Annotated in this window: 22 protein-coding genes; 12 read left to right on the forward strand and 10 right to left on the reverse strand. The window is 66.5% G+C overall.

All coding sequences use genetic code 11. From position 1 onward, the window contains the following. Positions 1–114: 114 nt before the first annotated feature. The 4 genes from AC4HIX_RS01920 to AC4HIX_RS01935 all read right to left on the reverse strand — a co-directional run bounded on the left by AC4HIX_RS01920 (position 115) and on the right by AC4HIX_RS01935 (position 4,737). Positions 115–1,794: a DUF4139 domain-containing protein gene (locus tag AC4HIX_RS01920; RefSeq protein ID WP_490397673.1), complete on the reverse strand. Its 1,680-nt coding sequence runs from the start codon at positions 1,792–1,794 to the stop codon at positions 115–117. A gap of 88 nt (positions 1,795–1,882) precedes the next feature. Further along, on the reverse strand, positions 1,883–2,326 hold the full coding sequence (locus AC4HIX_RS01925; protein ID WP_490397674.1) for a hypothetical protein: 444 nt from the start codon (positions 2,324–2,326) through the stop codon (positions 1,883–1,885). Positions 2,327–2,459: 133 nt separating this feature from the next. Then, entirely contained in the window at positions 2,460–3,482 is a 1,023-nt protein-coding gene (locus tag AC4HIX_RS01930; RefSeq protein ID WP_490397675.1) for an aspartate-semialdehyde dehydrogenase, read from the reverse strand. Positions 3,483–3,564: 82 nt separating this feature from the next. Beyond that, a complete protein-coding gene (locus AC4HIX_RS01935) occupies positions 3,565–4,737 on the reverse strand; it encodes an MFS transporter (RefSeq protein WP_490397676.1) in 1,173 nt (390 codons plus the stop codon). 125 nt (positions 4,738–4,862) lie between these two features. On the opposite strand from AC4HIX_RS01935, the gene AC4HIX_RS01940 reads away from it, so the two are divergent. Beyond that, positions 4,863–6,041 (forward strand): DUF3095 domain-containing protein, encoded by a 1,179-nt coding sequence (locus AC4HIX_RS01940; RefSeq protein WP_475047965.1) that lies wholly within the window; start codon positions 4,863–4,865, stop codon positions 6,039–6,041. Here the strand turns inward: AC4HIX_RS01940 and AC4HIX_RS01945 are convergent. After that, positions 6,029–6,679: a carbonic anhydrase gene (locus tag AC4HIX_RS01945; protein WP_475047968.1), complete on the reverse strand. Its 651-nt coding sequence runs from the start codon at positions 6,677–6,679 to the stop codon at positions 6,029–6,031. The two genes, AC4HIX_RS01940 and AC4HIX_RS01945, sit on opposite strands and share 13 nt — an antisense overlap. Positions 6,680–6,856: 177 nt before the next feature. On the opposite strand from AC4HIX_RS01945, the gene AC4HIX_RS01950 reads away from it, so the two are divergent. From AC4HIX_RS01950 to AC4HIX_RS01960, 3 genes are all read left to right on the forward strand, one after another. Further along, on the forward strand, positions 6,857–7,216 hold the full coding sequence (locus AC4HIX_RS01950; RefSeq protein WP_141891893.1) for a hypothetical protein: 360 nt from the start codon (positions 6,857–6,859) through the stop codon (positions 7,214–7,216). Positions 7,217–7,300: 84 nt separating this feature from the next. Further along, the gene (locus AC4HIX_RS01955) at positions 7,301–8,683 is read left to right on the forward strand and encodes a leucyl aminopeptidase family protein (RefSeq protein ID WP_490397677.1); all 1,383 of its coding nucleotides are present in this window, start codon (positions 7,301–7,303) and stop codon (positions 8,681–8,683) included. A 5-nt stretch (positions 8,684–8,688) separates the two neighbouring features. Continuing rightward, positions 8,689–9,513 carry a C40 family peptidase gene (locus AC4HIX_RS01960; RefSeq protein WP_490397678.1) on the forward strand — a complete coding sequence of 275 codons (825 nt, stop codon included), beginning with the start codon at positions 8,689–8,691 and terminating at the stop codon, positions 9,511–9,513. A 95-nt stretch (positions 9,514–9,608) separates the two neighbouring features. Here AC4HIX_RS01960 and AC4HIX_RS01965 read toward each other — a convergent pair whose 3' ends face one another. The 3 genes from AC4HIX_RS01965 to AC4HIX_RS01975 all read right to left on the reverse strand — a co-directional run bounded on the left by AC4HIX_RS01965 (position 9,609) and on the right by AC4HIX_RS01975 (position 12,536). Further along, entirely contained in the window at positions 9,609–9,953 is a 345-nt protein-coding gene (locus tag AC4HIX_RS01965) for a DUF2794 domain-containing protein (protein ID WP_475047977.1), read from the reverse strand. A 139-nt stretch (positions 9,954–10,092) separates the two neighbouring features. Then, entirely contained in the window at positions 10,093–10,782 is a 690-nt protein-coding gene (locus AC4HIX_RS01970; RefSeq protein WP_490397679.1) for an ArsR/SmtB family transcription factor, read from the reverse strand. 80 nt (positions 10,783–10,862) lie between these two features. Next, the gene (locus tag AC4HIX_RS01975) at positions 10,863–12,536 is read right to left on the reverse strand and encodes a Y-family DNA polymerase (RefSeq protein ID WP_490397680.1); all 1,674 of its coding nucleotides are present in this window, start codon (positions 12,534–12,536) and stop codon (positions 10,863–10,865) included. 144 nt (positions 12,537–12,680) lie between these two features. Between AC4HIX_RS01975 and AC4HIX_RS01980 the strand changes: the two genes are divergently transcribed. Further along, complete coding sequence (locus AC4HIX_RS01980) at positions 12,681–13,160, forward strand: c-type cytochrome (protein ID WP_490397681.1); 480 nt, start codon at positions 12,681–12,683, stop codon at positions 13,158–13,160. Positions 13,161–13,197: 37 nt separating this feature from the next. Here AC4HIX_RS01980 and AC4HIX_RS01985 read toward each other — a convergent pair whose 3' ends face one another. Beyond that, positions 13,198–13,815: a TetR/AcrR family transcriptional regulator gene (locus AC4HIX_RS01985; RefSeq protein WP_475047988.1), complete on the reverse strand. Its 618-nt coding sequence runs from the start codon at positions 13,813–13,815 to the stop codon at positions 13,198–13,200. A gap of 147 nt (positions 13,816–13,962) precedes the next feature. On the opposite strand from AC4HIX_RS01985, the gene mbfA reads away from it, so the two are divergent. Next, positions 13,963–14,937, forward strand: coding sequence for an iron exporter MbfA (mbfA, locus tag AC4HIX_RS01990; protein WP_475053034.1), 975 nt, complete (start codon positions 13,963–13,965; stop codon positions 14,935–14,937). A gap of 387 nt (positions 14,938–15,324) precedes the next feature. Further along, positions 15,325–16,254, forward strand: coding sequence for an AEC family transporter (locus tag AC4HIX_RS01995; protein ID WP_490397682.1), 930 nt, complete (start codon positions 15,325–15,327; stop codon positions 16,252–16,254). Here the strand turns inward: AC4HIX_RS01995 and AC4HIX_RS02000 are convergent. Next, positions 16,251–16,592 (reverse strand): cupin domain-containing protein, encoded by a 342-nt coding sequence (locus tag AC4HIX_RS02000; protein WP_475047993.1) that lies wholly within the window; start codon positions 16,590–16,592, stop codon positions 16,251–16,253. The genes AC4HIX_RS01995 and AC4HIX_RS02000 overlap by 4 nt on opposite strands. A 239-nt stretch (positions 16,593–16,831) precedes the next feature. Between AC4HIX_RS02000 and fghA the strand changes: the two genes are divergently transcribed. The 5 genes from fghA (at position 16,832) to AC4HIX_RS02025 (ending at position 21,506) form a co-directional block, all read left to right on the forward strand. After that, positions 16,832–17,665: an S-formylglutathione hydrolase gene (gene fghA, locus AC4HIX_RS02005; RefSeq protein WP_490397683.1), complete on the forward strand. Its 834-nt coding sequence runs from the start codon at positions 16,832–16,834 to the stop codon at positions 17,663–17,665. Between the two features lie 20 nt (positions 17,666–17,685). Beyond that, positions 17,686–19,176: a Si-specific NAD(P)(+) transhydrogenase gene (gene sthA, locus AC4HIX_RS02010; protein ID WP_490397684.1), complete on the forward strand. Its 1,491-nt coding sequence runs from the start codon at positions 17,686–17,688 to the stop codon at positions 19,174–19,176. After that, complete coding sequence (locus tag AC4HIX_RS02015; protein ID WP_490397685.1) at positions 19,173–19,628, forward strand: YaiI/YqxD family protein; 456 nt, start codon at positions 19,173–19,175, stop codon at positions 19,626–19,628. Before sthA ends, AC4HIX_RS02015 begins: the two co-directional genes overlap by 4 nt. Before the next feature lie 288 nt (positions 19,629–19,916). Next, positions 19,917–20,879 (forward strand): DMT family transporter, encoded by a 963-nt coding sequence (locus AC4HIX_RS02020; protein WP_490397686.1) that lies wholly within the window; start codon positions 19,917–19,919, stop codon positions 20,877–20,879. 6 nt (positions 20,880–20,885) lie between these two features. Beyond that, entirely contained in the window at positions 20,886–21,506 is a 621-nt protein-coding gene (locus AC4HIX_RS02025) for an HAD family hydrolase (protein ID WP_490397687.1), read from the forward strand. Positions 21,507–21,523: the final 17 nt, after the last annotated feature.

Below are 21,523 nucleotides of genomic sequence, written 5' to 3' on the forward strand. Positions count from 1 at the left end.
GCCTTGGGGGGGGCACCGCGCCTTGCGGGGTGCCACGCCCAACGGGAGGAAGGTATTTTCAATACCTGACGACGGGCGGGAGCATCCCCGCAACGCCCGTGCGCAACGCCGGCGTCAGCGCAGCACCATGCCCTCGGGCCAGCTGAGCGTGGTGTCCAGCCGGATCGTCCGGGTTCCGCCTGCCTCGATCTCCAGATCCCAGGCCAGGATGCCGCGCTGTTTTCCCACGTCCTCCTCAGCGGGCCGCGGCCTGGCTGTCCAGTTGATCTCCAGATCGTCCTGCTGCGAATAAGGCACCCGGTCCAGAACCCGCAGGGGCCAATCCTGGCCGGTCAGGTTCTCCACCTCGATCTCCACCGTTTGCACCTGTTCGCTGCTGCGCGAGATCAGGCCCTGGCCGCCCTCGCTCTGATCCAGCACGTCGCGGCTGAGCTGCAACCCCTCCACCGGACCGAACCCGGCCTCCATCTCCGCACCCGGTGCCAGACCCGGAAAGTCTTCCACTGCCATCAGTTTGCCATCCGCAAAGCGCGGCACCCCGGCCGAGGCCAGCAGCTGCTCGCCAAAGCTGTTGGTGAATGACGCGACGCGGTAGGCGGTGTTATCCCGCGACGGCACCGCCACTGCCCTCAGCTCAGCCGCAGCGGTGAGGGCATCCATCTCCAGCCGCAGCAAATCAGCGCCAGAGGCCACAGAAACAGGCGCGCTGAAGCGGTAAGTGACAGCGGCACCGCTGCGATCCGCGCTCCACCCAAGCGCCTCCTCCGCAAAGATGGGCGCCTCTGCCGCCGGCTCCGCCAGCGAGCCCATTTCAGAATCGAAATTTTGCAGCCGCTTTTGCGTGCGCGGCAGTTCAGGCGCTTCAACCCGGCGCAGCCAAGGGCGCAGCACCGACGGGCTGCCCTGCCCGGAGGGCTTGGCCGTCGACAGCGTCAACGCCACATCCTGCCAGTTCTCTCCGGTGTCCTGCGCCAGCCGCACCGCCCGCTTCAGGGTGATTTCAGCCTCGCCCGCAGCGCTGTCCTCAGTGTTCAGGTGCATTTCATAGGACGGCTGCCAGCCGATGTTTCCCGCACCTTCCGTAAGATAGCGGACCGTCACCGCCCCCTCGCCCGCCTGCTCAGCCACAATATCCACCGCGATGAACAACCGGTCCTCGTCTTCCAGCTTGATCGCCGCCAGCGCCGCGCGGGCCTCTGCCAGATCGTCCTCCAGATCCTCCAGATCCTCCAGCTGCAACTCGATCCGCCGCGCCTCAGCCTCGGCCGCAACAGCCGCCCGGCTGGCGCCGGCGGCCTCCTCGGAAATCATCCGGGCAATGGCGCTGAGGGATGCGGCATCGGCCTGCGCCAGCCCCTCGTTCGCACCAAGCTGGCGCAGGAACCCGATCGAGGCCTCCGCCGCCCGCACACCGGCCCGGGCCCGTTCCGCCTCATCACGGACCGCAGCAATGCGGGCCTCAGCCGCGCGGACCAGCGCCTCAGCGGCTTCGATTTCCGGATCATCGGCATCGCGCGGCGGACGGTAATCCTCGCGCAGCAGGGTTCCGGTACGGCGCGCACCGGAAACGTCCACCTGAAGGGTCTCCAGCAGCGCAGAATGCGGCACGTTTTGCAGGACCAGCCGGTGGCTCCCTTCGGTCAGGGTGAGGCCAGCATTGCGGGTAACTTCGGCCAGCCCCGGATAGAGGGTCACTTCGGACACCCGGCTGCTGACAGGGATATCGGCCGCCGCGGCGGCGCCGGCAGCCAGGGAAAACGCGGAACAGGCAATGGCCACAAAGGAAATTCGCATTGGCATCTCTCAATCAGGAAATGCGGGCGGCTAAAACCGCCCGCCTGATGCCAAGCCTATCTGTCCCTCTGCACCCTGGCCAGCGCGCTCAGGCCGCCTTGGCAACGGGCTGCTGCGCCTGCGGCTTGCGCTGGGGCTGCGCCAGTGTCTGCGGCTCCGGCCGCGGCTGCCGCTGCTGCTGCGAGAGGCCAAAGCGCAGCTCCAGCTCCTCCGGGTCAATCCCCAGATCCTCGCAGGAACAGACCGGACGAAGGCGTGCGGCATCGCACAGCCACAGATCCTCCCCGCGCATCCGCAGGCAGAACCCCTTGCGGCGCAGCCCGCGGCAAAGAGTGAACCAATCCTTGGCCGCGGCGAAGTCACCGGCGATGTACCGTTTCAGTTCGGCCGCGGTGCCACACTTCAGCACGGGCTTGCGCTGGGGCGCGGAATGCGAAGCGGTCCTGGATCTTTTCTGCAGCTCCAGAGGGGCGAACGACGGCAGCATCTGCGAAACGGGGGCGGCGGTGCTGAAGTCCTGCAGTGCAATCATGGCGTTCTTTCCTTTGTCTCTGCTTTTCTTCTGTCCCTCTGAAAGTACCGGACCCTGCTGCGCCCCGGCAGCCGTGCAAAAGAAAAGGGGCCGCCTCTTTCGAAGCGGCCCCCTCACCAAAAGGATATAAGGCTTAGCCTTTTTTCAGGACCTCACGGCCCAGAAGCTCGGCAATCTGCACCGCGTTCAGCGCCGCGCCCTTGCGCAGGTTGTCGCTGACGCACCACAGGTTCAGGCCGTTCTCGATGGTCGAATCCTGGCGGATGCGGCTGATGAAGGTGGCAAAGTCGCCAACGCATTCCACCGGGGTCACGTAGCCGCCGGCTTCGCGCTTGTCGATCACCATGATGCCGGGCGCCTCGCGCAGGATGTCGCGGGCCTCGTCCTCGTCCAGGAAGTCCTCGAACTCGATGTTGATGGATTCCGAGTGGCCGACGAACACCGGAACCCGCACGCAGGTCGCGGTGACCTTGACCGACGGATCGACGATCTTCTTGGTCTCGGCAACCATCTTCCACTCTTCCTTGGTCGAACCGTCGTCCAGGAAAACGTCGATGTGCGGAATGACGTTGAAGGCGATCTGCTTGGGGTAAACCTTCGGCGGCACGTCCTGGGTCGGGTTATAGACCGCCTTGGTCTGATCCCACAGCTCATCAATCGCGTCCTTGCCGGAGCCGGACACCGACTGGTAGGTCGACACCACAACGCGCTTGATCCTGGCGCGGTCATGCAGCGGCTTCAGCGCGACAACCATCTGCGCGGTGGAGCAGTTGGGGTTGGCGATGATGTTCTTGTTCTTGTACTCGTGGACCGCCTGCGGGTTCACTTCCGGCACGATCAGCGGGATCTCCGGGTCGTAGCGGTAGAGCGACGAGTTGTCGATCACCACGCAGCCGGCCTCAGCCGCCTTGGGCGCGTATTTCTTGGTCGCGTCCGAGCCGATGGCGAACAGCGCCATGTCCCAGCCGGCAAAATCGAAGGTGTCCAGATCCTTGGTAGTGAGTGTCTTATCGCCAAAGCTGACTTCAGTGCCGAGAGATTTGCGGCTTGCCAGCGCAGCGATCTCATCCACAGGGAACTGGCGCTCGGCCAGGATGTTCAGCATTTCGCGGCCCACGTTGCCCGTGGCGCCGACAACGGCGATGCGGTAACCCATTTGTCTGTTTCTCCAGTATTGCCCGGCCCCATGGCCGGCGCGGGAGTGATAATGCCTCCGGGCAAAAGTTTAAAGGGGCGGATCAGTCCATGCTGTCGCGGCTGAGCAGATAAATTGCGCATCCCGCCGCCAGGCACACCAGAAAGAAGCCGAAAATGCCGGTGTAGGGCAAGGATGGGTCCGCTCCGGCCAGTCCCGCGTGGATGCGGCCCGTGGCAAACTGCATGATTCCCACCCCGCCGATGCCGAACAGGTTCAGCAGGGTCACCCCGCGTCCGGCCAGATGCGGCGGCACAAAGGCCCGGCCATGCGCCATGATCACCGGGAATGAGGCGCCGAAGAACCCCACCGCCGCCATCATCGCAACCGGCAGCCAGACCGGTGCGCCCGCCGCCAGGATCAGCCCGCCCAGGGCCGCGCAGCCCAGCAGGTTGCCGCCCAGAATAACCCATTTGCGGGTGCCCAGCATCCGGTCCAGCGGGCCATAGGCAAAGGTGCCGGCAATCATCGCCGCCCCCATCACCAGCGTCGCCAGCCCCACCTGCTGGGTGCTGAGCCCGTAGAGGTCGCTCAAGTACGGCCCGATCCACAGCCCCCGCAGCGCGCCGGAGGGCGCATAGGCCACCAGCATCAGCGGGAAGATCGCCCATATCACCGGCATCTTCAGCAGATCCAGCACCGATCCCTTGTGCTCGCCATCGGGCTTGTCAGGATCAGAGACGGTCACAAGGATCCCCGCCGCCACTGCAACCGACACCACCGCCAGCCCCGCCAGCGTGCCGCGCCAGCCGAACAGATCCACCGCCAGCGCGGTGGGGTAAGAGGCGACCAGGTTGCCGGCCGAACCCACGCCCAGCATCAGCGCCGCCAAGGTGGCAAAGCGGGCGGGCGGGTACTGGCGGGCAAAGATATAGTATGAGGCCATCAGCACCGGCGAGCAGCCGATGCCGATCAGGAACATCGCAATGCTCACATGCAGGGGCGCCGTGGCCGCGGCAAACAACGCCGCCCCGCCGCCGCCGCCCAAAAGCAGCAGCACCGCCGCGGTCCTGCGCGGGCCTGCATGGTCCAGCGCCCAGCCCACCGGCAGCTGCATCGCCGCAAACGACAGGAACCACATGCCCGAGGCAAAGGCGAGATCATCCGGCGCAGCGCCGATATCCTGCCCCAGCACCCCCGACAGCACCGCAAGGAAGGCCCGGAAAAACTGGCTCAGCACATAGGCCAGGCACAATAAGATCAACCCTGCCTGCATTATCCGCCCCCTCAGGTCTGCTCAGCTTATCGTTACTGCCGCACAGCTTGCATGTTTGGCCACAGCACACAATTCGTTTAGGTAGAAACGGCAGGTCACGGGACTGCGGCAGGGGGCTGAAACTGATGACGACGGACACTTTCTACGCCGGCCTCCCCAAGGTCCGCAGCTTTGCAAGCCTGTCCGCGCCTGAGGCTTTTGCCGCGCTGCCGCCGGACTGGCACCTGTGCTGCACCGATATCGTCAATTCCACCGGGCTGGTGAAGGCGGGCCGCTACAAGACCGTCAACATGATCGGCGCCGCGGTGATCGCCGCCATGCGCAACGCGCTGGAGGGCGAGGCCTTCCCCTATGTCTTTGGCGGCGACGGCGCGTCCTTCGCGGTGCCGCCCCGTCACCGCGCCGCGGCTCAGCGCGTTCTGGCTGGCCTGCGCAGCTGGACCGAGGGCGAATACGGCGTCTCCCTGCGTGCCGCCATGCTGCCGCTCGGCTCGATCCGGACCGAAGGGCTGGACGTCAAAATCGCCCGCTATGCTGTGTCCGACCATGCCGATTTCGCCATGTTCAGCGGCGGCGGCCTGGCCTGGGCCGAGGCGCAGATGAAGGCTGGCGCCTTTGAAGTGCCCGCTGACCCGCAGGCCGGGCTGCCCGATCTCTCCGGCCTCTCCTGCCGCTGGAGCAACACGCCCGCCCGCAACGGCATCATCCTGTCGGTGGTCGCGCAGCCTGCTCCGGGCGCGGACCCGCAGGCCTTTGCCCGGTTCTCCTCCCGCCTGCTGGATCTGGCGGGCGAATTGAAGGACAGCGGCCACCCGGTGCCCGAAACCGGGCCCAAGCTGGGCTTTCCGCCGGCCGGGCTGCATCTGGAGGCGCAGTCGTCCCGCGGCAAATCCCCTCTGATTTTACGGAAGCTTTATCTTCTGGCCCACAGCGCCCTCGCTGGGCTGATCTTCCTCAGCAAACGGCCCGCCGGCGGATTCGACCCCGTGCATTACCTGTCCGTGCTCAAGGCGCATTCGGATTTCCGCAAGTTCGACGACGGGCTGAAGATGACGCTGGATTGCACGCCGGAGATTCGCGACCGGATCCGCCAGCATTTGGAGGCGGCGGCAGAGGCTGGGCTGGTGCATTTCGGGTTGCATGAACAGGACGCCGCCCTGGTCACCTGCATTGTGCCTTCGCCGGTCGAGGACGGCCACGTCCACTTCGTTGACGGGGCGGCAGGCGGCTATACGCAAGCAGCCGCCAATCTGGCGGCTGCATTCGGGAATGGCAAAGAAGGGGCCGGACCTCAGACCGGCTGAAAGGTCCCCGTCTTGGGGTCATAACATTCCAGCCCGCCCTCGCCGATATCGGTCCACAGCCCGTGCAGGCTCAGCTCGCCCGCCTTGACCGCCGATTCGATGAACGGGAAGGTCATCAGGTTTTCCATAGACGCGACAACGGCCTGGCGCTCAAACTGCCGCGCCTGCTGCACCGGATCCTCGATATCCGCCACGCCATCGAACTTGGGTTTCAGGATCTCCATCCAGCGGCCGACAAAGCTGGTTTTCTCTTCCAGCTGCGGCGCCTGGCCCTTGCACATGTCGATGCAGCCCTGCACGCCGCCGCACTGCGAATGGCCCAGCACGATCAGATGCGCTACCTTCAGCGCGGTCACTGCATATTCCACCGCCGCAGATGTGCCGTGATGGTCGCCATCGGGCGCATAAGGCGGCACCAGGTTGGCGATATTGCGGTGGATAAAGAACTCGCCCTGGTCGGCCCCGAAGATCGAGGTCACATGCACACGGCTGTCGCAGCAGGAGATCACCATGGCCCGCGGCCGCTGGCCTTCGGTTGCCAGGCGGCGGTACCAGCCCTGATTCTCCTCATAAGATGTGGCTTTCCACCCGTGGTAGCGGGTCACCAGATAACTGGGCAGGGGTTTGGCAAATTCCATTGTCATGTCCTGTCAACATTCGTGTTGCCGGGCTTGATAGCCTGCATTGTCCCTAAATTCGAGAGATTTGAACACCCGGGCGGAAACCTTTTGAAAACCTGTGGGGCGCACATTGGCAGGCGTGCCGTGGGGGCATAATGAATTTGGGTGAAAGTGGTGGCCAATATACTAACAGTAATGCACTCGGAAACAGTGCGTCTCGATCCAGACAAACTCACCGCGCTCTATGAGCAGCTTGGCGAAACCGGCGCCGAAGACGTCGTGTGCCGTGCGGTGGAAGAAATGGCCGTGCGGCTGACGCATTGCGAGCGTCTGTGGCGGCAGAATGAAATGGCGAGCCTGCGCAAAAGCGCCCGGTCGCTGATCGCGATTGCCGATCAGATCGGCATGACAGCGCTGGCATCCATTGCCAGTGACGTGACCGCAGCCATCGACGCAGAGGATGCGCCGGCAGTTGCCGCGATTCTGTTCCGTCTGATGCGGGTGGGCGAACGCTCCCTGACCGCGGTCTGGGACCAACAGGACATGACGATCTGACAGCTCTGCAGCCCGCAGGGCTTGCAGGCCGCGCGGCGGCGGCTACTCTGGCGCATCAGAAATGATTGCAACCGGAGTATTTCGATGCCGCCAGTCTTTGCCGCACCCGGCCCTGACGCCTGCCCAGTGCATGTTATCGCAAGCGATGCTTTCGACAGCTGGCTCTCCAGCCAGCCGCAGCGCGTTCAGGCCTGGGCAAAGGCGCATGGGTTCACCGGCGCCTGCGGCCAGGCTCTGGCGGTGCCGGGCGCCGATGGCGCGATTGAAATGGCCCTGGCCGGATACGGCAGCGCCGACCAGCGCGCGCGCCGCCGTTTCGTGCTGGCCGAAGCGGCTCAGAAACTGCCCGCGGGCAGCTACCGGATCGCCTCCGGCCTGCCGGCTGAGGCCGCCGCGACCGAGTCTCTGGGCTGGCTCCTGACCGCCTACCGCTTTGACCGCTACAAGGAAGCCAAGGGCGAGACAGCCTCCCTGGAGGCTCCCGAAGGGGTGGATGCTGCCGCCATCCAATCGCTGGCCGCCGCCGAATGTCTGACCCGCGACCTGATCAACACTCCTGCCTCCGACATGGGACCTGAGCAGCTGGAAGCCGCCGCCACCGCGCTGGCAGAGGAGTTTGGCGCGGATACCTCCACTATCCTGGGCGAGGACCTGCTGGCGCAGAACTTCCCGCTGATCCACACGGTGGGCCGCGCCTCGAACCGTGCGCCGCGGCTGATCGACCTGCGCTGGGGCAGCAGCGGCCCCAGGCTCACCCTGGTGGGCAAGGGTGTCTGTTTCGACACCGGCGGGCTGAACCTGAAACCCGGCAACAGCATGGCGCTGATGAAAAAGGACATGGGCGGCGCGGCCAACGTCCTGGGGCTGGCGCGGATGATCATGGCTGCCGGGCTGAAGCTGAAACTCAGGGTGCTGATTCCCGCGGTGGAGAACTCCGTCTCCGGCTCCGCCTTCCGCCCCGGCGACGTGCTGATGTCCCGCAAGGGGCTGACGGTCGAGAACAACAACACCGACGCCGAAGGCCGGCTGGTGCTGGCCGACGCGCTGACCCTCGCCGCCGAGGAGACACCGGACCTGCTGATCTCCATGGCGACCCTCACCGGCGCCGCCCGCGTGGCGGTCGGGCCGGACCTGTCTCCCTTCTATACCGATCACGATGGCGACGCCGCAGCCTTGTCCGCCAGTGCCGCACGCCACGCCGACCCGGTCTGGCGGATGCCCTTCCACAACCCCTACGAGAGCATGATAGAACCGGGCATCGCCGATCTCGACAACGCGCCCTCCGGCGGCTTCGCGGGCTCCATTACCGCCGCGCTGTTCCTGCGCCGCTTCGCCGGAGAGACCCGCTACATGCATTTCGACATCTACGGCTGGACCCCCAGCGCCGCGCCGGGCCGGCCCAAGGGCGGCGCCCTGCAAGGCGCCCGCGCGCTGTTTGCCGCGCTGCCGGACTTGCTGGAGCTGTGAGCGGAATGGCAGACCGCCGCCGCACGCCGGTGAACGACCGCGTCGCCGCGGCCCATCTGAGCGATGCGCCAGAGGGGCTGCTGCGCGTTGAGGGAACCGCTGCCCGCATCGGCGTTCCGGTTGCGGATCTTCTCCGCGCGCCGGACGGCCCCCGCGACCGGCAGCTGGTCTATGGCGAGCCGGTCACGGTCTACGAGGACCGCGGCGGCTGGTCCTTCCTTCAGGCCGCCAAGGACGCTTACGTGGGCTATGTGCCCAGCGCCAGCCTAACCGCCCCTTTCGAGGCAACTCACTGGGTCAGCGCCCCGGCCACCCACGCCTATTCGGCGGATGACTTCAAATCCCCCGAAACACTCTCCCTTAGCCACGGCAGCCGGGTGCAGGTTCTGGGCGGCTCTGGGCGGTTCGTGGAAACCTCCCTTGGCTTCATTCCGGCCCGCCACCTCTCGCCGCTGGGCGCCCACACCGGCGACCCGGTCACGGTGGCGGAGCTTTTCCTCGGCACACCCTACCTCTGGGGCGGCAACAGCCGTTTCGGGATTGATTGTTCCGGATTGGTGCAGGCGGCGCTGCTGGCCTGCGGCACCCCCTGCCCCGGCGACAGCGACATGCAGGAGGCCGAGCTGGGCAGCCAGGCGCCATCCGGGGACTACCAGCGCGGCGATCTGCTGTTCTGGAAAGGCCATGTTGCGATGGTGCGGGATGCCGAGACGCTGATCCACGCCAATGCCCATGACATGGCAGTGGCCTTTGAGCCCATCGCCGCGGCAATCGAGCGGATCGAAGCCCAGGGCGACGGCCCGCTCACCGCGCACAAAAGGCTGGGGTAGTCCCTGCCCGCCGCCGCAGGCGGCAAAAATCTTTCGAAGATTTTTGGCCGGAAAATTCAAATTTTCCGGTCACCGCTCCGCCGCAATCGCTGCGGCTACTCCACGGAGCGGATCAGCTTGCGCTCCAGCACCCTCAGCACGGTCTTCAGATCCGCCCCGCGCTTCAGGATATGTCCGTCCATGCCGACCACCGAATACTGCCCTTGCCGCAGACGCAGCTTGGGGCGCTTTTCGATCCGGTAGAGCGGATGCTCTGCCGTGCGCCGGAAGACGGAGAAAACTGCCAGATCACGCAAGGAAGAAATCCCGTAATCGCGCCATTCGCCCGCGGCGACCATCCGCCCGTACAAGGAAAGAATGACCGACAGTTCCCGCCGGTCAAACGCGACTTGCTGAGGTATGGGAGATCCGGGAAAAGGCTGCACCTGATCAAAGCTCATACTTAAAAGGTTGCGCCTTTCCCCCCGCAAATCAAGGTTTTTAACGTTCGATTTTTCGTGTGATGCAGCAGGCGCACAGGTGCAATGCACCTGTTTTGCCCCATGTTTGAGCCCATATTAGAGCCTGTTTCAGGCCCTCTCAGGCCTCCGCCAGCGCGCCGCATTGCAGGCCCAGAATCTGCTCCAGCGCCACCCGCCCGGGGGCGGTCAGCATCAGCCCGCGCTTGTGCCGGTGCCGCTTGACCCAGCCGCTGCCCAGCGCGTGATCCAGGATCTGCCGCCCCATTGGACCGGCCACATGCAGCTTGCGCTCGGTCCAGTCCAGGCAGGGCCGCACGAAGGGCTGGCGGGAGGGCCGATCCGGCAGCACAACACCCAGTTTCAGCCATTCCCCGGCGGGCACAGCGCGAAAGGCGCCGTGCTCCTCCGCCAGCATCCCGCGGTCCAGAAAGGCCCGGGTCATCGCCACCGCCAGCGGGCCTGCCAGATGGTCATAACAGCTGCGCAGCTGCGCCAGCCCGCCCGCCTTGCGCTGCTGGGCGCGATGCAAGCTGTCCGCAGGCGCAATTGCCGCCAGCTGCTCCAGCGCATGGGCCACCTCTGCGCCTGCCAGCCGGTGATAGACGCAGCGCCCGCGCTTTTCCGCCACCACTAAGCCTGCGTTCTGCAGCAGCCGCAGATGGGCCGAGGCGGTCTGCGGCGTCACGCCTGCAGCCGCCGCCAGCTCCTTGTTGGTATAGGCGCGCCCCTCCATCAGCTCGCACAGCATCTGCGTGCGGCTGGCGTCGGCAATGGCCTGGCCCAGAATGTCGAAACGCGGTGTGATCATGCGCTCCACTCTACGCGCGCCGGTCCTGCAAGCCCAAGCAAAACCCTTCGCCGCGCAGCGAACTGTCCGCTGCCGGGCGTTCAGGCAAACGACCCATGGCAGAACCAGCCCGGCGACAGCGCGCCGCCATGGGCAAAGAACAGCCACAGCCGCGCGCCGCAAGCCGTCACCACCACCCAGTAATCGCGCACCCCGCTGCGCCAGTTGGGGTCCTCCAGCCACCATTCCGGGGCAATCCGCTCAGGCCCTTCGGCCTCTGCCAGCTCCCAGTCGCGGCCGCGCCAGCGGAAACGCTCCGGCACCTCAGGCCGCTCCGGCGCATGGACCAGCTCGGGCTGCCAGATCAGCAGCGGGCGCGGGCGCGGCGGCAAGGGCCAGTCCCCGGCCGCAGGCTCCGACCAGGCGGCGGCCTGCACGCTAAAGGTCTTTTCCGGAATGTGGCTCTGTGCCGGGTGATAGCGGGTGATTGCCTCCAGCCCCAGCCGCGCGCCGATACGGCCGATCAGATCCTCCAGCGCCGCGCCATCCTCCTGCCGCGCCCGCGCTGCCGCGCCCGCTTCGGCATGGCCCGCAGGCGTGCGGGCGTGGATGGCCTCTGCCTGCAGCACCTCCAGCCGCAGCATGTCGATGCCGTAGCCCGCATCAATCTGCTCCAGCTTCATCTCCAGCAAGGGCCGGATGCGGGCGGGGTCACGGCTGGCGCGGGCCAGGCCGATGGTCACCGCCTCCATCGCCTGATCGCAGCGGTGCGCCTCCAGCCGCAGGCTGCGCGCGCCCTTGCCGCGCGCCTCCAGCCGGGCGCACAGCCGCGGCAGCATCCGGTCGATCCCGGCCAGCAGATCCTCCATCAGCCCGATCGGCTCCGGCAGGGTCAGCCGCACCGCGAAATGATCCGGGCTGCGCGCGGGCGAGACCGGCTCCGGCGCGCTGCCCATCGCCTGATCCAGCCGCAAGACCAGCCCGCGCCCGAACCGGCGCGCCAGGCTGGCCCGCGGCTGCCCCAGCAGATCGCCGATCCGCCTGAGGCCAAGCCGGTTCAGCTGCGCCACCGTGGCGCTGTCCAGCCGCAAGGCCGCCACCGGCAGGGGGGAAAGCGCGCCATGGGCCTGCCCGGGTCCGGCAATCCGCCCCATCTGCGGCGGCGGTGCCTGCAGTTGCGGCGCAGCACCCCCACGGGTCCAGTGGCGGCGCTTGACGCTCTGGCGCTTCTGCGCCCGGGCGCGGGTGGCGCGGGCCTCCTGGTCGATGGCGTCGCCGCTGCGGTCCGGCGCCGCCTCCTCGCCGGCGTAACGCGCCAGCGCCCAGGCCGCGCCCAGGGTATCGGCCAGCCCCATCTGCACGCTCAGCCCCATCTCCGCGCAATCGCGACCCGCCGTCTCCATCAGCGCCGCCTCGCTGCCGAACAGATGCGCGCAGCCGGTGAGGTCGATGGTCAGCCCATCGCGCTCCGCCTCTGCCACCCAGGGGCTGAACTTGCCCGCCCAGCGCCTCAGCGCGGCCAGGAACGCCGCCTCCGCCGCCGGGTTGCGCGGCCGCACCGTCAGGCCTGCGCACATCGCATGGGCATCGCGCAACGGCTGGCCGGGCTGCAGCCCCTCCGCCAAAGCGGCGGCGTTTAACGCGGAAATAACCTGAGTGTTGGAAACTTCCTCCGCAACGGCCAGCGGCCCGTCGATGCCGCCGCGCTCTGCGCGCAGGATGCGCTCCGCCCCAAGGCGCGGAAACCAAAGCGAAAGAATGCGGCGGTGGGGCATGGCAACAGACGCAGAAAGCAGGGCGGGGCAGCGGGCAGGCAAGGGGCAGCAGGGGCCGGAAGGCCGCCGCAGAACGGGAGGCACACACGGCATGTTCTTATTTTGTTCTTATTCTACGATTCGGTCAATCCGCCCGGAGGCATCGTGACGTCTTTCCGCCTGCACAAAGCCGCAGCCCTGCTGGCGGTAATCATCGCCCTGGCCATCGGCAGCACCGCTCCCGTCACCGCCCGGGACAGCACCAGCAAGCATGTGACCAAGCGGATCGCGCTGATGATCTCGCAAAAGGCCGCCATGGACGTTCTCACCGGCATGACGGCCGGGCGCAGCACATTCGACCGCGGCAAGGCGCGCACGGCCCGCAAGCAGCTGATCAGATCCACCGGCAGCATCCGCAAGCACTTCCGGAAACCGCGGCTGGATCCGCGCTCCAACGCGCGGCCGCAGATCTGGCACGCCTGGAAGGATTTCAAAGCCCGCGCCGAAACCGCCGAAGCCGCAGCCCGGAACCTCAACACCCGCTCCCTGCCCGGTCTGCGCCGCACCCTGCCAGGCCTGATGCAAAGCTGCCTGAGCTGCCACGAGACCTATCGCAACACGCCCAACAGCTTCATCACGCACTGACCGGCCGCGACGGGCCTCTGCCGGTTAGGCCGGCGGCTCAGGCTCCGAACCGTGCCAAAAAGGTGTCGATCGCGCCGCTGATCACCCGCTCGCGCTCGGCCTCGGAAAACTCGGTGTCGATCTTGAACAGGAAGCGCAGGAACACATCAGCCTTGCACAGCTCAATGAACTGGGCAGCGGCCAGATCGGCATCCTTGATTTTCAGCTCGCCCCGCGCCGCCGCGGCCTCGATATAATCCCGGATCTCTCCGTGCAGCACCATCGGGCCGCTTTCATAAAACATCGGCCCCAGCTCCGGAAACCGGTCGGCCTCGGCCACGAAAATGCGGAACAGCTGCAGGCTGAAGCCGCCCAGCAGCACCCCGTGCACCCGCTCCGCCGCCGCCCGCAGAACCTCCCGCGGCCCGCGGCTGCCCGGCGCCAGCTCCAGCGACGCGTCCGCCTGCTGCACACAGGCTGACCGCACCACCTCCATGAACAGAACCCGCTTGTCGGGAAAGTAGCTGTACAGCGTTGCCTTGGACACGCCCGCCGCCTTGGCGATGTTGTCGACGCTGGCGCCTTCAAACCCATCCGCCAGGAACACCTCGCGCGCGCCCTCCAGAACCTGGTCGAATTTCCGGCCTGTGCGCAGGACGCTGGCTTGCTGGTTCATGAGGGCTCCTCAGGATACGGGCTGCAGGGTGCAGGGCCTGCCTCTAATGTAATCCGGGCCGCCGCTTTGCAACAAGGCTGACGCGCCATCTTGCGGTGCCACGGGGACTCGCTATGTTTAGAATAATTCTAAACTAGAGGGCAGATGATGCGGTTTTTCACTCAGCGCAAACAGTTTGCGGACCTGACCGGGCAGGAGGTTCTTGCCCTGGCAATTGCATCCGAGGAGGACGATGCGCGTATCTACCGCAGCTATGCGGAGCGGCTGCGGGCGGATTATCCGGCAACCGCGGCGATGTTCGACGGCATGGCGGCGGAAGAGGACGAGCACCGCGCCCGGCTGATTGCCCTGCACGAGGCGCGGTTCGGCCCCGCCATCCCGCTGATCCGGCGCGAGCATGTGGCAGGCTACTATGCCCGCCGCCCCATCTGGCTGATGGAGAACCTCAGCCTGGACCGCATCCGCGACGAGGCCCGCGCAATGGAGCGCGACGCCGAACGCTTCTACACCGCCGCCGCCGCCCGCACCCGGGACGCTGCGACCCGCAAGCTGCTGGGCGACTTGGCCGCGGCTGAGGCCGGGCACCAGGCCCGCGCCGGTGAGTTGCAAGAGGCGCATCTGGACGACGGCACCCGCGCAGACGAGGACCGCGCCGCCCACCGCCAGTTTGTCCTCACCTGGGTGCAGCCGGGGCTGGCCGGGCTGATGGACGGCTCGGTCTCTACCCTGGCGCCGATCTTTGCCACCGCCTTTGCCACCCAGGACACCTGGACTACCTTCCTGGTCGGCATGGCGGCCTCGGTCGGGGCGGGCATCTCGATGGGCTTCACGGAAGCCGCCTCGGATGATGGAGAACTTTCGGGCCGCGGCTCTCCCATCAAACGCGGGCTGGCCTCCGGCATCATGACCACCGTGGGCGGCCTCGGCCACGCGCTGCCCTACCTGATCCCGGAGTTCTGGACCGCCACCACGCTGGCGCTGCTGATTGTGTTTGTGGAGCTTTGGGCCATCGCCTGGATCCAGAACAAATTCATGCAAACCCCCTTCTGGCGCGCCACGATGCAGGTTGTCCTGGGCGGCGCCTTGGTGCTGGGCGCCGGCGCCCTGATCGGCAGCGGTTAGGAGTGAGGGAAGCCCTCCCGCCCGCTCCAGAGCAGCCAAAGGCTGCCCCTCCCCGGTTGGGCCCGGCAGCGCTGGCGCGCTGCGGGGGCGTATTGCCCCACCGGGCTTTCTTGGGTCAAGGGCGGCGGTGCCGCCGCGCCTAGGCGCGGTTCACCCTTGACGCGGGACAGCCCGGTCACACAATTGCCCAGGCGCTCTCAGGGCACATCTGCCCTTAGAGCGCGTCTCAGCAGAATCTCTTGCCCCGTGCAGCGCACGGGGCCACGCCCAACTGCGAAGGGCATTCACCTGAATGCCCATGAGCAGGCGGGAGCACGCCCCTGGCCGTTCAACGCCTGCCCCAAAAACAGCCCTTGCCAATTGGTCACCTCTTGTTACCAATTCCCCATGGCCGAGATCTTCTTCCGCACCCTGCCCTTTTTCGCAATCATCGGCCTCGGCTACTGGGCCGGGCGCAGCCGCTTCTTCACCGAGGAAGCCACCGCCTATCTCACCCGCTTTGTCTTCTACTTCCCGCTGTCAGCGATGATCTTCGGCTTTGCCGCCAACCTGTCTTTTGCCGAGGTCTTCGACCCCACGCTGATCCTCGGCTACCTGGCCGGCACGCTGGCGGTCTATCTGCTGGTGACGGCAGTAGCGATGGTGCGCGGACTGGACGTGCCCACCGCCGCGGTGGAGGCGCAATGCGCCGCCATCGGCAATGTGGGTTTCCTGGGCCTGCCGATGATGGCGATCCTGTTCGGTCCCGCCTCCGCGGCACCGATGATGGTGGTGCTCAGCGTCGATCTGGTGGTGTTCTCCTCGCTGATCGTGATTCTGATCAACGCAGGCCGCGGTCGGGGGCTTGGGCTGGCAACCCTGAAACTGGTCGGGCTGGGCTTGCTGAAGAACCCGATGATCCTGTCCATCGTCGCGGGCCTTGCCTGGTCGGCCTCAGCACTGCCGATCCCGGAGCCCGCCAATGATTTCCTCACCATCCTCGGCGGCGCCGCCACCCCCGGCGCGCTGTTTGCCATCGGCGCCTCGCTCGCCTCGAAATCCGCCGAGCGTGTGCAGGTCGCCGGCTGGCTCAGCTTTGCCAAGCTTGTGCTGCACCCGGCCTGCGTTGCCGTCGCGGTGCTGTGGCTGATCCCGGCCGCGCCGTTCTCCGCCTCCGTCGCCATCGCCGCCGCATCCCTGCCGGTCGCGGGCAATGTCTACATGCTGGCGCAGCACTACGGCGTGGCCCCGCACCGGGCCTCCGCCGCAATCTTCATCTCCACTGTGCTGTCGATCATTACCGTACCCGCGGTGATCGCCTGGGTCTCCGGCCCCTAAAGCCGGATCACGTAATCCTTGCGGGTGGTCTCGATCACCTCCCAGGTGCCGCGGAACCCGGGTCGCAGGATGAAACTGTCGCCCGCCGCCAGAGGATATTCCGTACCGTCCTCGCCGGTGATCACCGAGCGCCCCTCCAGAATCCGGCAGTATTCCCACTCATCATAGGCAATCCGCCACTTCCCCGGCGTCGCCTGCCAGATGCCGCAATAGAGCCCGTCGGCCTCTTCCGCGTTCCACGTGGTGAAGACCGGATCGCCGGCGATCACCTTGGCCGGGTCCGGGCGCTCTGTCTCCGGCTCCGCGGCGCTGGTGGTCACTCTCAGAAACTTGCTCATGGCCTGCTCTCCCTGCTGCTCCGGCTGCAGACTGTCGCGGCTTTGGGCGCAGCTGTCCAGCTTCTCCTTTGCACCGGCGCTGCCTGACATCTTCTGCCAGAAATCCGCCCCCTGCCCCCGCGAAGTTTGCAGTTTCGCAAGCCTTCTGCCGCAAAAACCGGAATTGCCGCCGCCCTCCCGCTGGACGCTGCGGCAATCTGGCGATAGCGATAGGGCTAACAGATTTGAGGAGCCTCACCATGGAAACCGTTTCCGAGAACCGTGCCTTTGGCGGCACCCAGGGCGTCTACAAACACGCCAGCAGCGCCACCGGCGGCGACATGACATTCGGCCTGTTCCTGCCGGAAGAGGCCAAGGACGGCCCGGTGCCGGTGCTCTGGTACCTCTCGGGGCTGACCTGCACCCATGAAAACGCGATGACCAAGGCAGGCGCCCAGGCCTGGTGCGCCGAGCAGGGCATCGCCATCGTCTTCCCCGACACCTCGCCCCGCGGCGAAGGCGTGGCCGATGACGAGGCCTATGATCTGGGCCAGGGCGCGGGCTTCTACGTGAACGCCACCCAGGACCCCTGGGCGCCGCATTTCCGCATGTGGGACTACGTGGCCGAGGAACTGCCCGCACTCTTGGGCGAGAAATTCGCCATCGACCTGGACCGCCAGGCGATCACCGGCCACTCCATGGGCGGCCACGGCGCGCTGACGCTGGCGATGAACCTGCCGGGCCGCTACAAGTCGGTCTCCGCTTTCGCGCCGATCTCCAATCCGACCCAGTCCGACTGGGGCCGCAAGCAGCTGAGCGCCTATCTGGGCGACGACGAGGCAAACTGGGCCCAGCACGACGCCACCATGCTGATGCGCGAAAAAGGCTTCGACGGCCCGATCCTGATCGACACCGGCACCTCGGACCAGTTCATCGACCTGCTGAAGCCCGAGGCGCTGGCGCACGCGGTTGCCGAACGCCGCCAGCAGGCGACCCTGCGGATGCAGCCGGGCTATGACCACAGCTATTTCTTCGTGTCGACCTTCATGGAGGAGCATGTCTCCTTCCACGCCGACGCGCTGTACCAGAACTAAAAAAGACAAGGAACGCGGCCATGAGTGACGAATTTGATTATGACCTGATCATCATCGGTTCCGGCCCCTCGGGCCGCGCCGCTGCCATCCAGGCGGGCAAGCTGCACCGCCGGGTACTGGTGATCGACCGCAAGGACCGGCTCGGCGGGGTCTCGGTGCACACCGGCACCATCCCGTCGAAAACCTTGCGCGAAACCGTGCTGAACCTCTCGGGCTGGCGCGAACGCTCGTTCTATGGCCGCTCCTACCGGGTCAAGGACCAGATCGAAGCCAACGACCTCAAGGCGCGCCTGCACATGACCCTCGATTACGAGGTCGACGTGCTTGAGCACCAGTTCAACCGCAACCACGTGGACACGCTGAACGGGCTGGCGAAATTCATCGGCCCGAACGAGGTCGAAGTCGCCACCGAAGCCGGCGAAACCACCCGGATGACGGCGGAGAAATTCCTGATCGCCACCGGCACCCGCACCTACCGCCCGGATTACGTCCCGTTCAACGGCAAGACCGTCGTCGACGGCGACGAGTTCCTGGAGATGGCCGAGATCCCGCGCTCGCTGGTGGTCATTGGCGCCGGGGTGATCGGGGTGGAATATGCCACCATGTTCTCCGCGCTCGATGTGCGCGTCACCCTGATCGAGCCGCGCGAGACCTTCCTCGACTTCATCGACAAGACCCTGATCCAGGACTTCACCCACCAGATCCGCGAGAACGGCGTCGACCTGCGGCTCGGCTCCGCGGTGGAGAGCATCGAGGACGCAGGCGAGCATATCGAGGTGTCGCTGGCCAACGGCCGCCACGTGCGCGGTGAAATGCTGCTGTTTGCGGCCGGCCGCATGGGCGCCACCGCGGCGCTGAACCTGGACGCCGTCGGCCTCAAGACCGACCACCGCGGCCGCCTTTCCGTGGACCGCAAGACCTACCAGACCGAGGTGCCGCACATCTACGCCACCGGCGATGTGATCGGCCACCCGTCGCTCGCCTCCACCTCGCTGCAGCAGGGCCGCGTCGCCGCCTGCCACGCGCTGGAAACCCCGACCCTGCCGGAAAGCCCCTGGTATCCCTACGGCATCTACTCGGTGCCGGAAATGTCCACCTGCGGCATGTCCGAGGAAGAGCTGAAAGAGCGCGGCATCCCTTACGAGGTCGGCGTCGCCCGCTTCCGCGAAACCTCCCGCGGCCACATCATGGGGCTGGAGCACGGCATGCTGAAGATGCTGTTCTCGCTGAAAACCCGCCGGGTGCTGGGCGTGCAGATCGTCGGCGAGGGCGCGACTGAGCTGATCCACATTGCCCAGGCGGTGCTGAACCTCAAGGGCACGGTGGACTACTTCGTTCAGAACACCTTCAACTACCCGACCCTGGCCGAGGCCTATAAGATCGCCGGTCTCGACGCCTTCAACCGGATGCCGATCCCGGAGGAGTTCAAGGTCAAGAAACCCGCCCGCAAAGCCAAGGCGGCTCCGAAGGCGGAGAAAAAACCCGAAGCAGAGAAAAAGGCGGCAGAGTGACCGCCCTCTACATCGACGCCGACGCCTGCCCCGTGAAGCAGGAGGCCGAGCGGGTCGCCACCCGCCACGGCCTGCGCATGTTCGTGGTCTCCAACGGCGGGTTGCGCCCGTCTCAGAACCCGCTGGTGGAAACCGTGATCGTGGCCGAGGGCGCCGATGTGGCCGACATGTGGATCGCAGAGCGCTGCGGCCCCGGCGATGTGGTGGTAACGGGCGACATCCCCCTTGCCGCCAAATGCATCGAGGCCGGCGCCCGCGTGCTGCGCCACAACGGTGAGCGCTTCACCCAAGCCAACATCGGCCAGCAGCTGGCGATGCGCGACCTGATGGCCGACCTGCGCGCCGCCAATCCGCTGGGGGTTCAGGGCGGCGGCAAGGGTTTCACCAAGGCCGACCGCTCCCGCTTCCTCGACGCGCTGGAGCGCGAACTGCGCGCCGCCAAACAGGCCTGATACCGGGTCAAGGCTCCGCGCAGCGGACCGCGCGCAAGCGCGGCCTGGCCTTGACGCGGGATCAGGCCGGCAAACACTCGGGCAGGCGCGTTCAGGGAAGACCTGACCCTGAACCGCTTCTCAGCAAGAAATCAAACCCCTCCCCGAGCCCCGAACCCCAAGTTCTGCGGCCTAAAATTCCGGGCCGGAATTTTGCCCGGAAAAATTGCATTTTTCCGTCCCCCGCCCCATTGCCCGGCCACACCAAATCCGCCACTGATCAAACTCAGGGAACGGGAGGCGGCACAGATGAGCGCAGAGGTCAAAATCAGCGTCCCGGGCCTGTTCGCCGCGGCCGGCGCGGGTATTGCCTTCTCCGTCATCGACATGGTCTTCAAGTTCCTCTCGGGCGATTACCCGCTCTATGAGATCGTCCTGTTCCGCTCCGTCATCGCGGTGGCCGTCATGCTCGCCATCATCGTGCCGCTTGAAGGCGGCTACCACCTGCTGCGCACCTATCAGCCCAAGCTGCACCTCGCACGCTGCCTGGTGGTGTTCTTCGCCAATATCTTCTTCTTCACCGGCATCGCCATCCTGCCGCTGGCCGAAGCTGTGGCCATCGCCTTTGCCACACCGCTGATCGTCACCGCCCTGTCAGCGCTGTTCCTGGGCGAGCACCCCGGCCCCTGGCGCTGGGGCGCGGTGTTTGCGGGCTTCCTGGGCGTTCTGATCATCATGCGCCCCGGCCCCGGCACCTTCCAGCCCGCCGCCCTGCTGCCGCTGCTGGGCGCCTGCGGCTATGCCACCCTGCACGTGCTGACCCGCCGCGCAGGCGGGACAGAGGCCGGGGCGACGCTCGCCTTCTACCCGATGATGGGCTTCCTGATCCTCAGCGCCCTGGCCGGCCTGATCTTCGGCGACGGCCGCTTTGCCAGCGGCGGCAGCCCCGCCTTCGACTTCCTCCTGCGCGCCTGGATCTGGCCCGCACCGCAGGACTGGCCCTACCTGATCGGCGTCGGCCTCGCCGGGTCGATCGGCGGCTATCTGGTAAGCCAGGCCTACCGCATGAACGAGGCCGCGCTGGCAGCACCTTTCGAATACATAGCCATGCCGATGTCGGTCCTGTGGGGCGTGCTGGTCTTCAACGAATGGCCCGATGCGGCGGTCTGGGCCGGCAGCGCCCTGATCATCGCCTCCGGCCTGGTCTCCGTCTGGCGCGAAACCCGCCGCAGCCGCCCCGCCCCCCGGCCCCGCCCGCGCGCAGAAGGATGACCCTAGATGCCCATTGATGCCGTCGTCTTCGACATCGGCCGCGTGCTGATCGAGTGGGAGCCGGAGCGCTTCTACGACAGCCGCATCGGCCCGGCCCGGCGCAAGCAGCTGTTCGCTGAGGTCCCCCTGCACGAAATGAACCTGAACGTCGACCGCGGCCACCCCTTCCGCGAAAGCGTCTATGCTCTGGCACAGCAGCACCCGGAGTGGGCTGAGGAAATCCGCTGGTGGCACGATTGCTGGCTGCAAATGGTGCCGCGCGCGATCCCCCGCACCGTCCGCCTGATGCAGGCGCTGCAAGCCAGGAACGTCCCGGTCTTCGCCCTCAGCAACTTCGGTGCCGAGACGTTTGAGCTGGCCTGCGAAACCTACCCCGCCTTACGTGGCTTTGACCGCACATTTGTCTCCGCGCATCTGAAATGCATCAAGCCAGAACCGGAAATCTATGCCATTCTCGAACACGAAACCGGGGTCGCGCCGGACCGGCTGCTGTTCACCGACGACCGCCCCGAAAACATCGAAGCCGCCCGCGCGCGCGGCTGGCAGACCCATCTGTTCACCGCGCCCGGCCCCTTTGCCGCACGGCTGGTGCAGGCAGGGCTGCTGACAGAACAAGAGGCCGCATAAGGCGGCACGCACAGGAA

This window comes from Leisingera sp. (genome assembly GCF_982940295.1).

What these genes read in the sequence shown, in the direction of transcription:
- AC4HIX_RS02025 (WP_490397687.1), top strand. Translation starts at nt 20,886, where the DNA reads ATGCCCATTGATGCCGTCGTCTTCGACATCGGCCGCGTGCTGATCGAG.
- sthA (WP_490397684.1), top strand. Translation starts at nt 17,686, where the DNA reads ATGAGTGACGAATTTGATTATGACCTGATCATCATCGGTTCCGGCCCC.
- AC4HIX_RS02020 (WP_490397686.1), top strand. Translation starts at nt 19,917, where the DNA reads ATGAGCGCAGAGGTCAAAATCAGCGTCCCGGGCCTGTTCGCCGCGGCC.
- AC4HIX_RS01965 (WP_475047977.1), bottom strand. Translation starts at nt 9,953, where the DNA reads ATGAGCTTTGATCAGGTGCAGCCTTTTCCCGGATCTCCCATACCTCAG.
- AC4HIX_RS01985 (WP_475047988.1), bottom strand. Translation starts at nt 13,815, where the DNA reads ATGAACCAGCAAGCCAGCGTCCTGCGCACAGGCCGGAAATTCGACCAG.
- fghA (WP_490397683.1), top strand. Translation starts at nt 16,832, where the DNA reads ATGGAAACCGTTTCCGAGAACCGTGCCTTTGGCGGCACCCAGGGCGTC.
- AC4HIX_RS01935 (WP_490397676.1), bottom strand. Translation starts at nt 4,737, where the DNA reads ATGCAGGCAGGGTTGATCTTATTGTGCCTGGCCTATGTGCTGAGCCAG.
- AC4HIX_RS01930 (WP_490397675.1), bottom strand. Translation starts at nt 3,482, where the DNA reads ATGGGTTACCGCATCGCCGTTGTCGGCGCCACGGGCAACGTGGGCCGC.
- mbfA (WP_475053034.1), top strand. Translation starts at nt 13,963, where the DNA reads ATGCGGTTTTTCACTCAGCGCAAACAGTTTGCGGACCTGACCGGGCAG.
- AC4HIX_RS01950 (WP_141891893.1), top strand. Translation starts at nt 6,857, where the DNA reads ATGCACTCGGAAACAGTGCGTCTCGATCCAGACAAACTCACCGCGCTC.
- AC4HIX_RS01995 (WP_490397682.1), top strand. Translation starts at nt 15,325, where the DNA reads ATGGCCGAGATCTTCTTCCGCACCCTGCCCTTTTTCGCAATCATCGGC.
- AC4HIX_RS01925 (WP_490397674.1), bottom strand. Translation starts at nt 2,326, where the DNA reads ATGATTGCACTGCAGGACTTCAGCACCGCCGCCCCCGTTTCGCAGATG.
- AC4HIX_RS02000 (WP_475047993.1), bottom strand. Translation starts at nt 16,592, where the DNA reads ATGAGCAAGTTTCTGAGAGTGACCACCAGCGCCGCGGAGCCGGAGACA.
- AC4HIX_RS01960 (WP_490397678.1), top strand. Translation starts at nt 8,689, where the DNA reads ATGGCAGACCGCCGCCGCACGCCGGTGAACGACCGCGTCGCCGCGGCC.
- AC4HIX_RS01975 (WP_490397680.1), bottom strand. Translation starts at nt 12,536, where the DNA reads ATGCCCCACCGCCGCATTCTTTCGCTTTGGTTTCCGCGCCTTGGGGCG.
- AC4HIX_RS01945 (WP_475047968.1), bottom strand. Translation starts at nt 6,679, where the DNA reads ATGGAATTTGCCAAACCCCTGCCCAGTTATCTGGTGACCCGCTACCAC.
- AC4HIX_RS01920 (WP_490397673.1), bottom strand. Translation starts at nt 1,794, where the DNA reads ATGCGAATTTCCTTTGTGGCCATTGCCTGTTCCGCGTTTTCCCTGGCT.
- AC4HIX_RS01955 (WP_490397677.1), top strand. Translation starts at nt 7,301, where the DNA reads ATGCCGCCAGTCTTTGCCGCACCCGGCCCTGACGCCTGCCCAGTGCAT.
- AC4HIX_RS01940 (WP_475047965.1), top strand. Translation starts at nt 4,863, where the DNA reads ATGACGACGGACACTTTCTACGCCGGCCTCCCCAAGGTCCGCAGCTTT.
- AC4HIX_RS01970 (WP_490397679.1), bottom strand. Translation starts at nt 10,782, where the DNA reads ATGATCACACCGCGTTTCGACATTCTGGGCCAGGCCATTGCCGACGCC.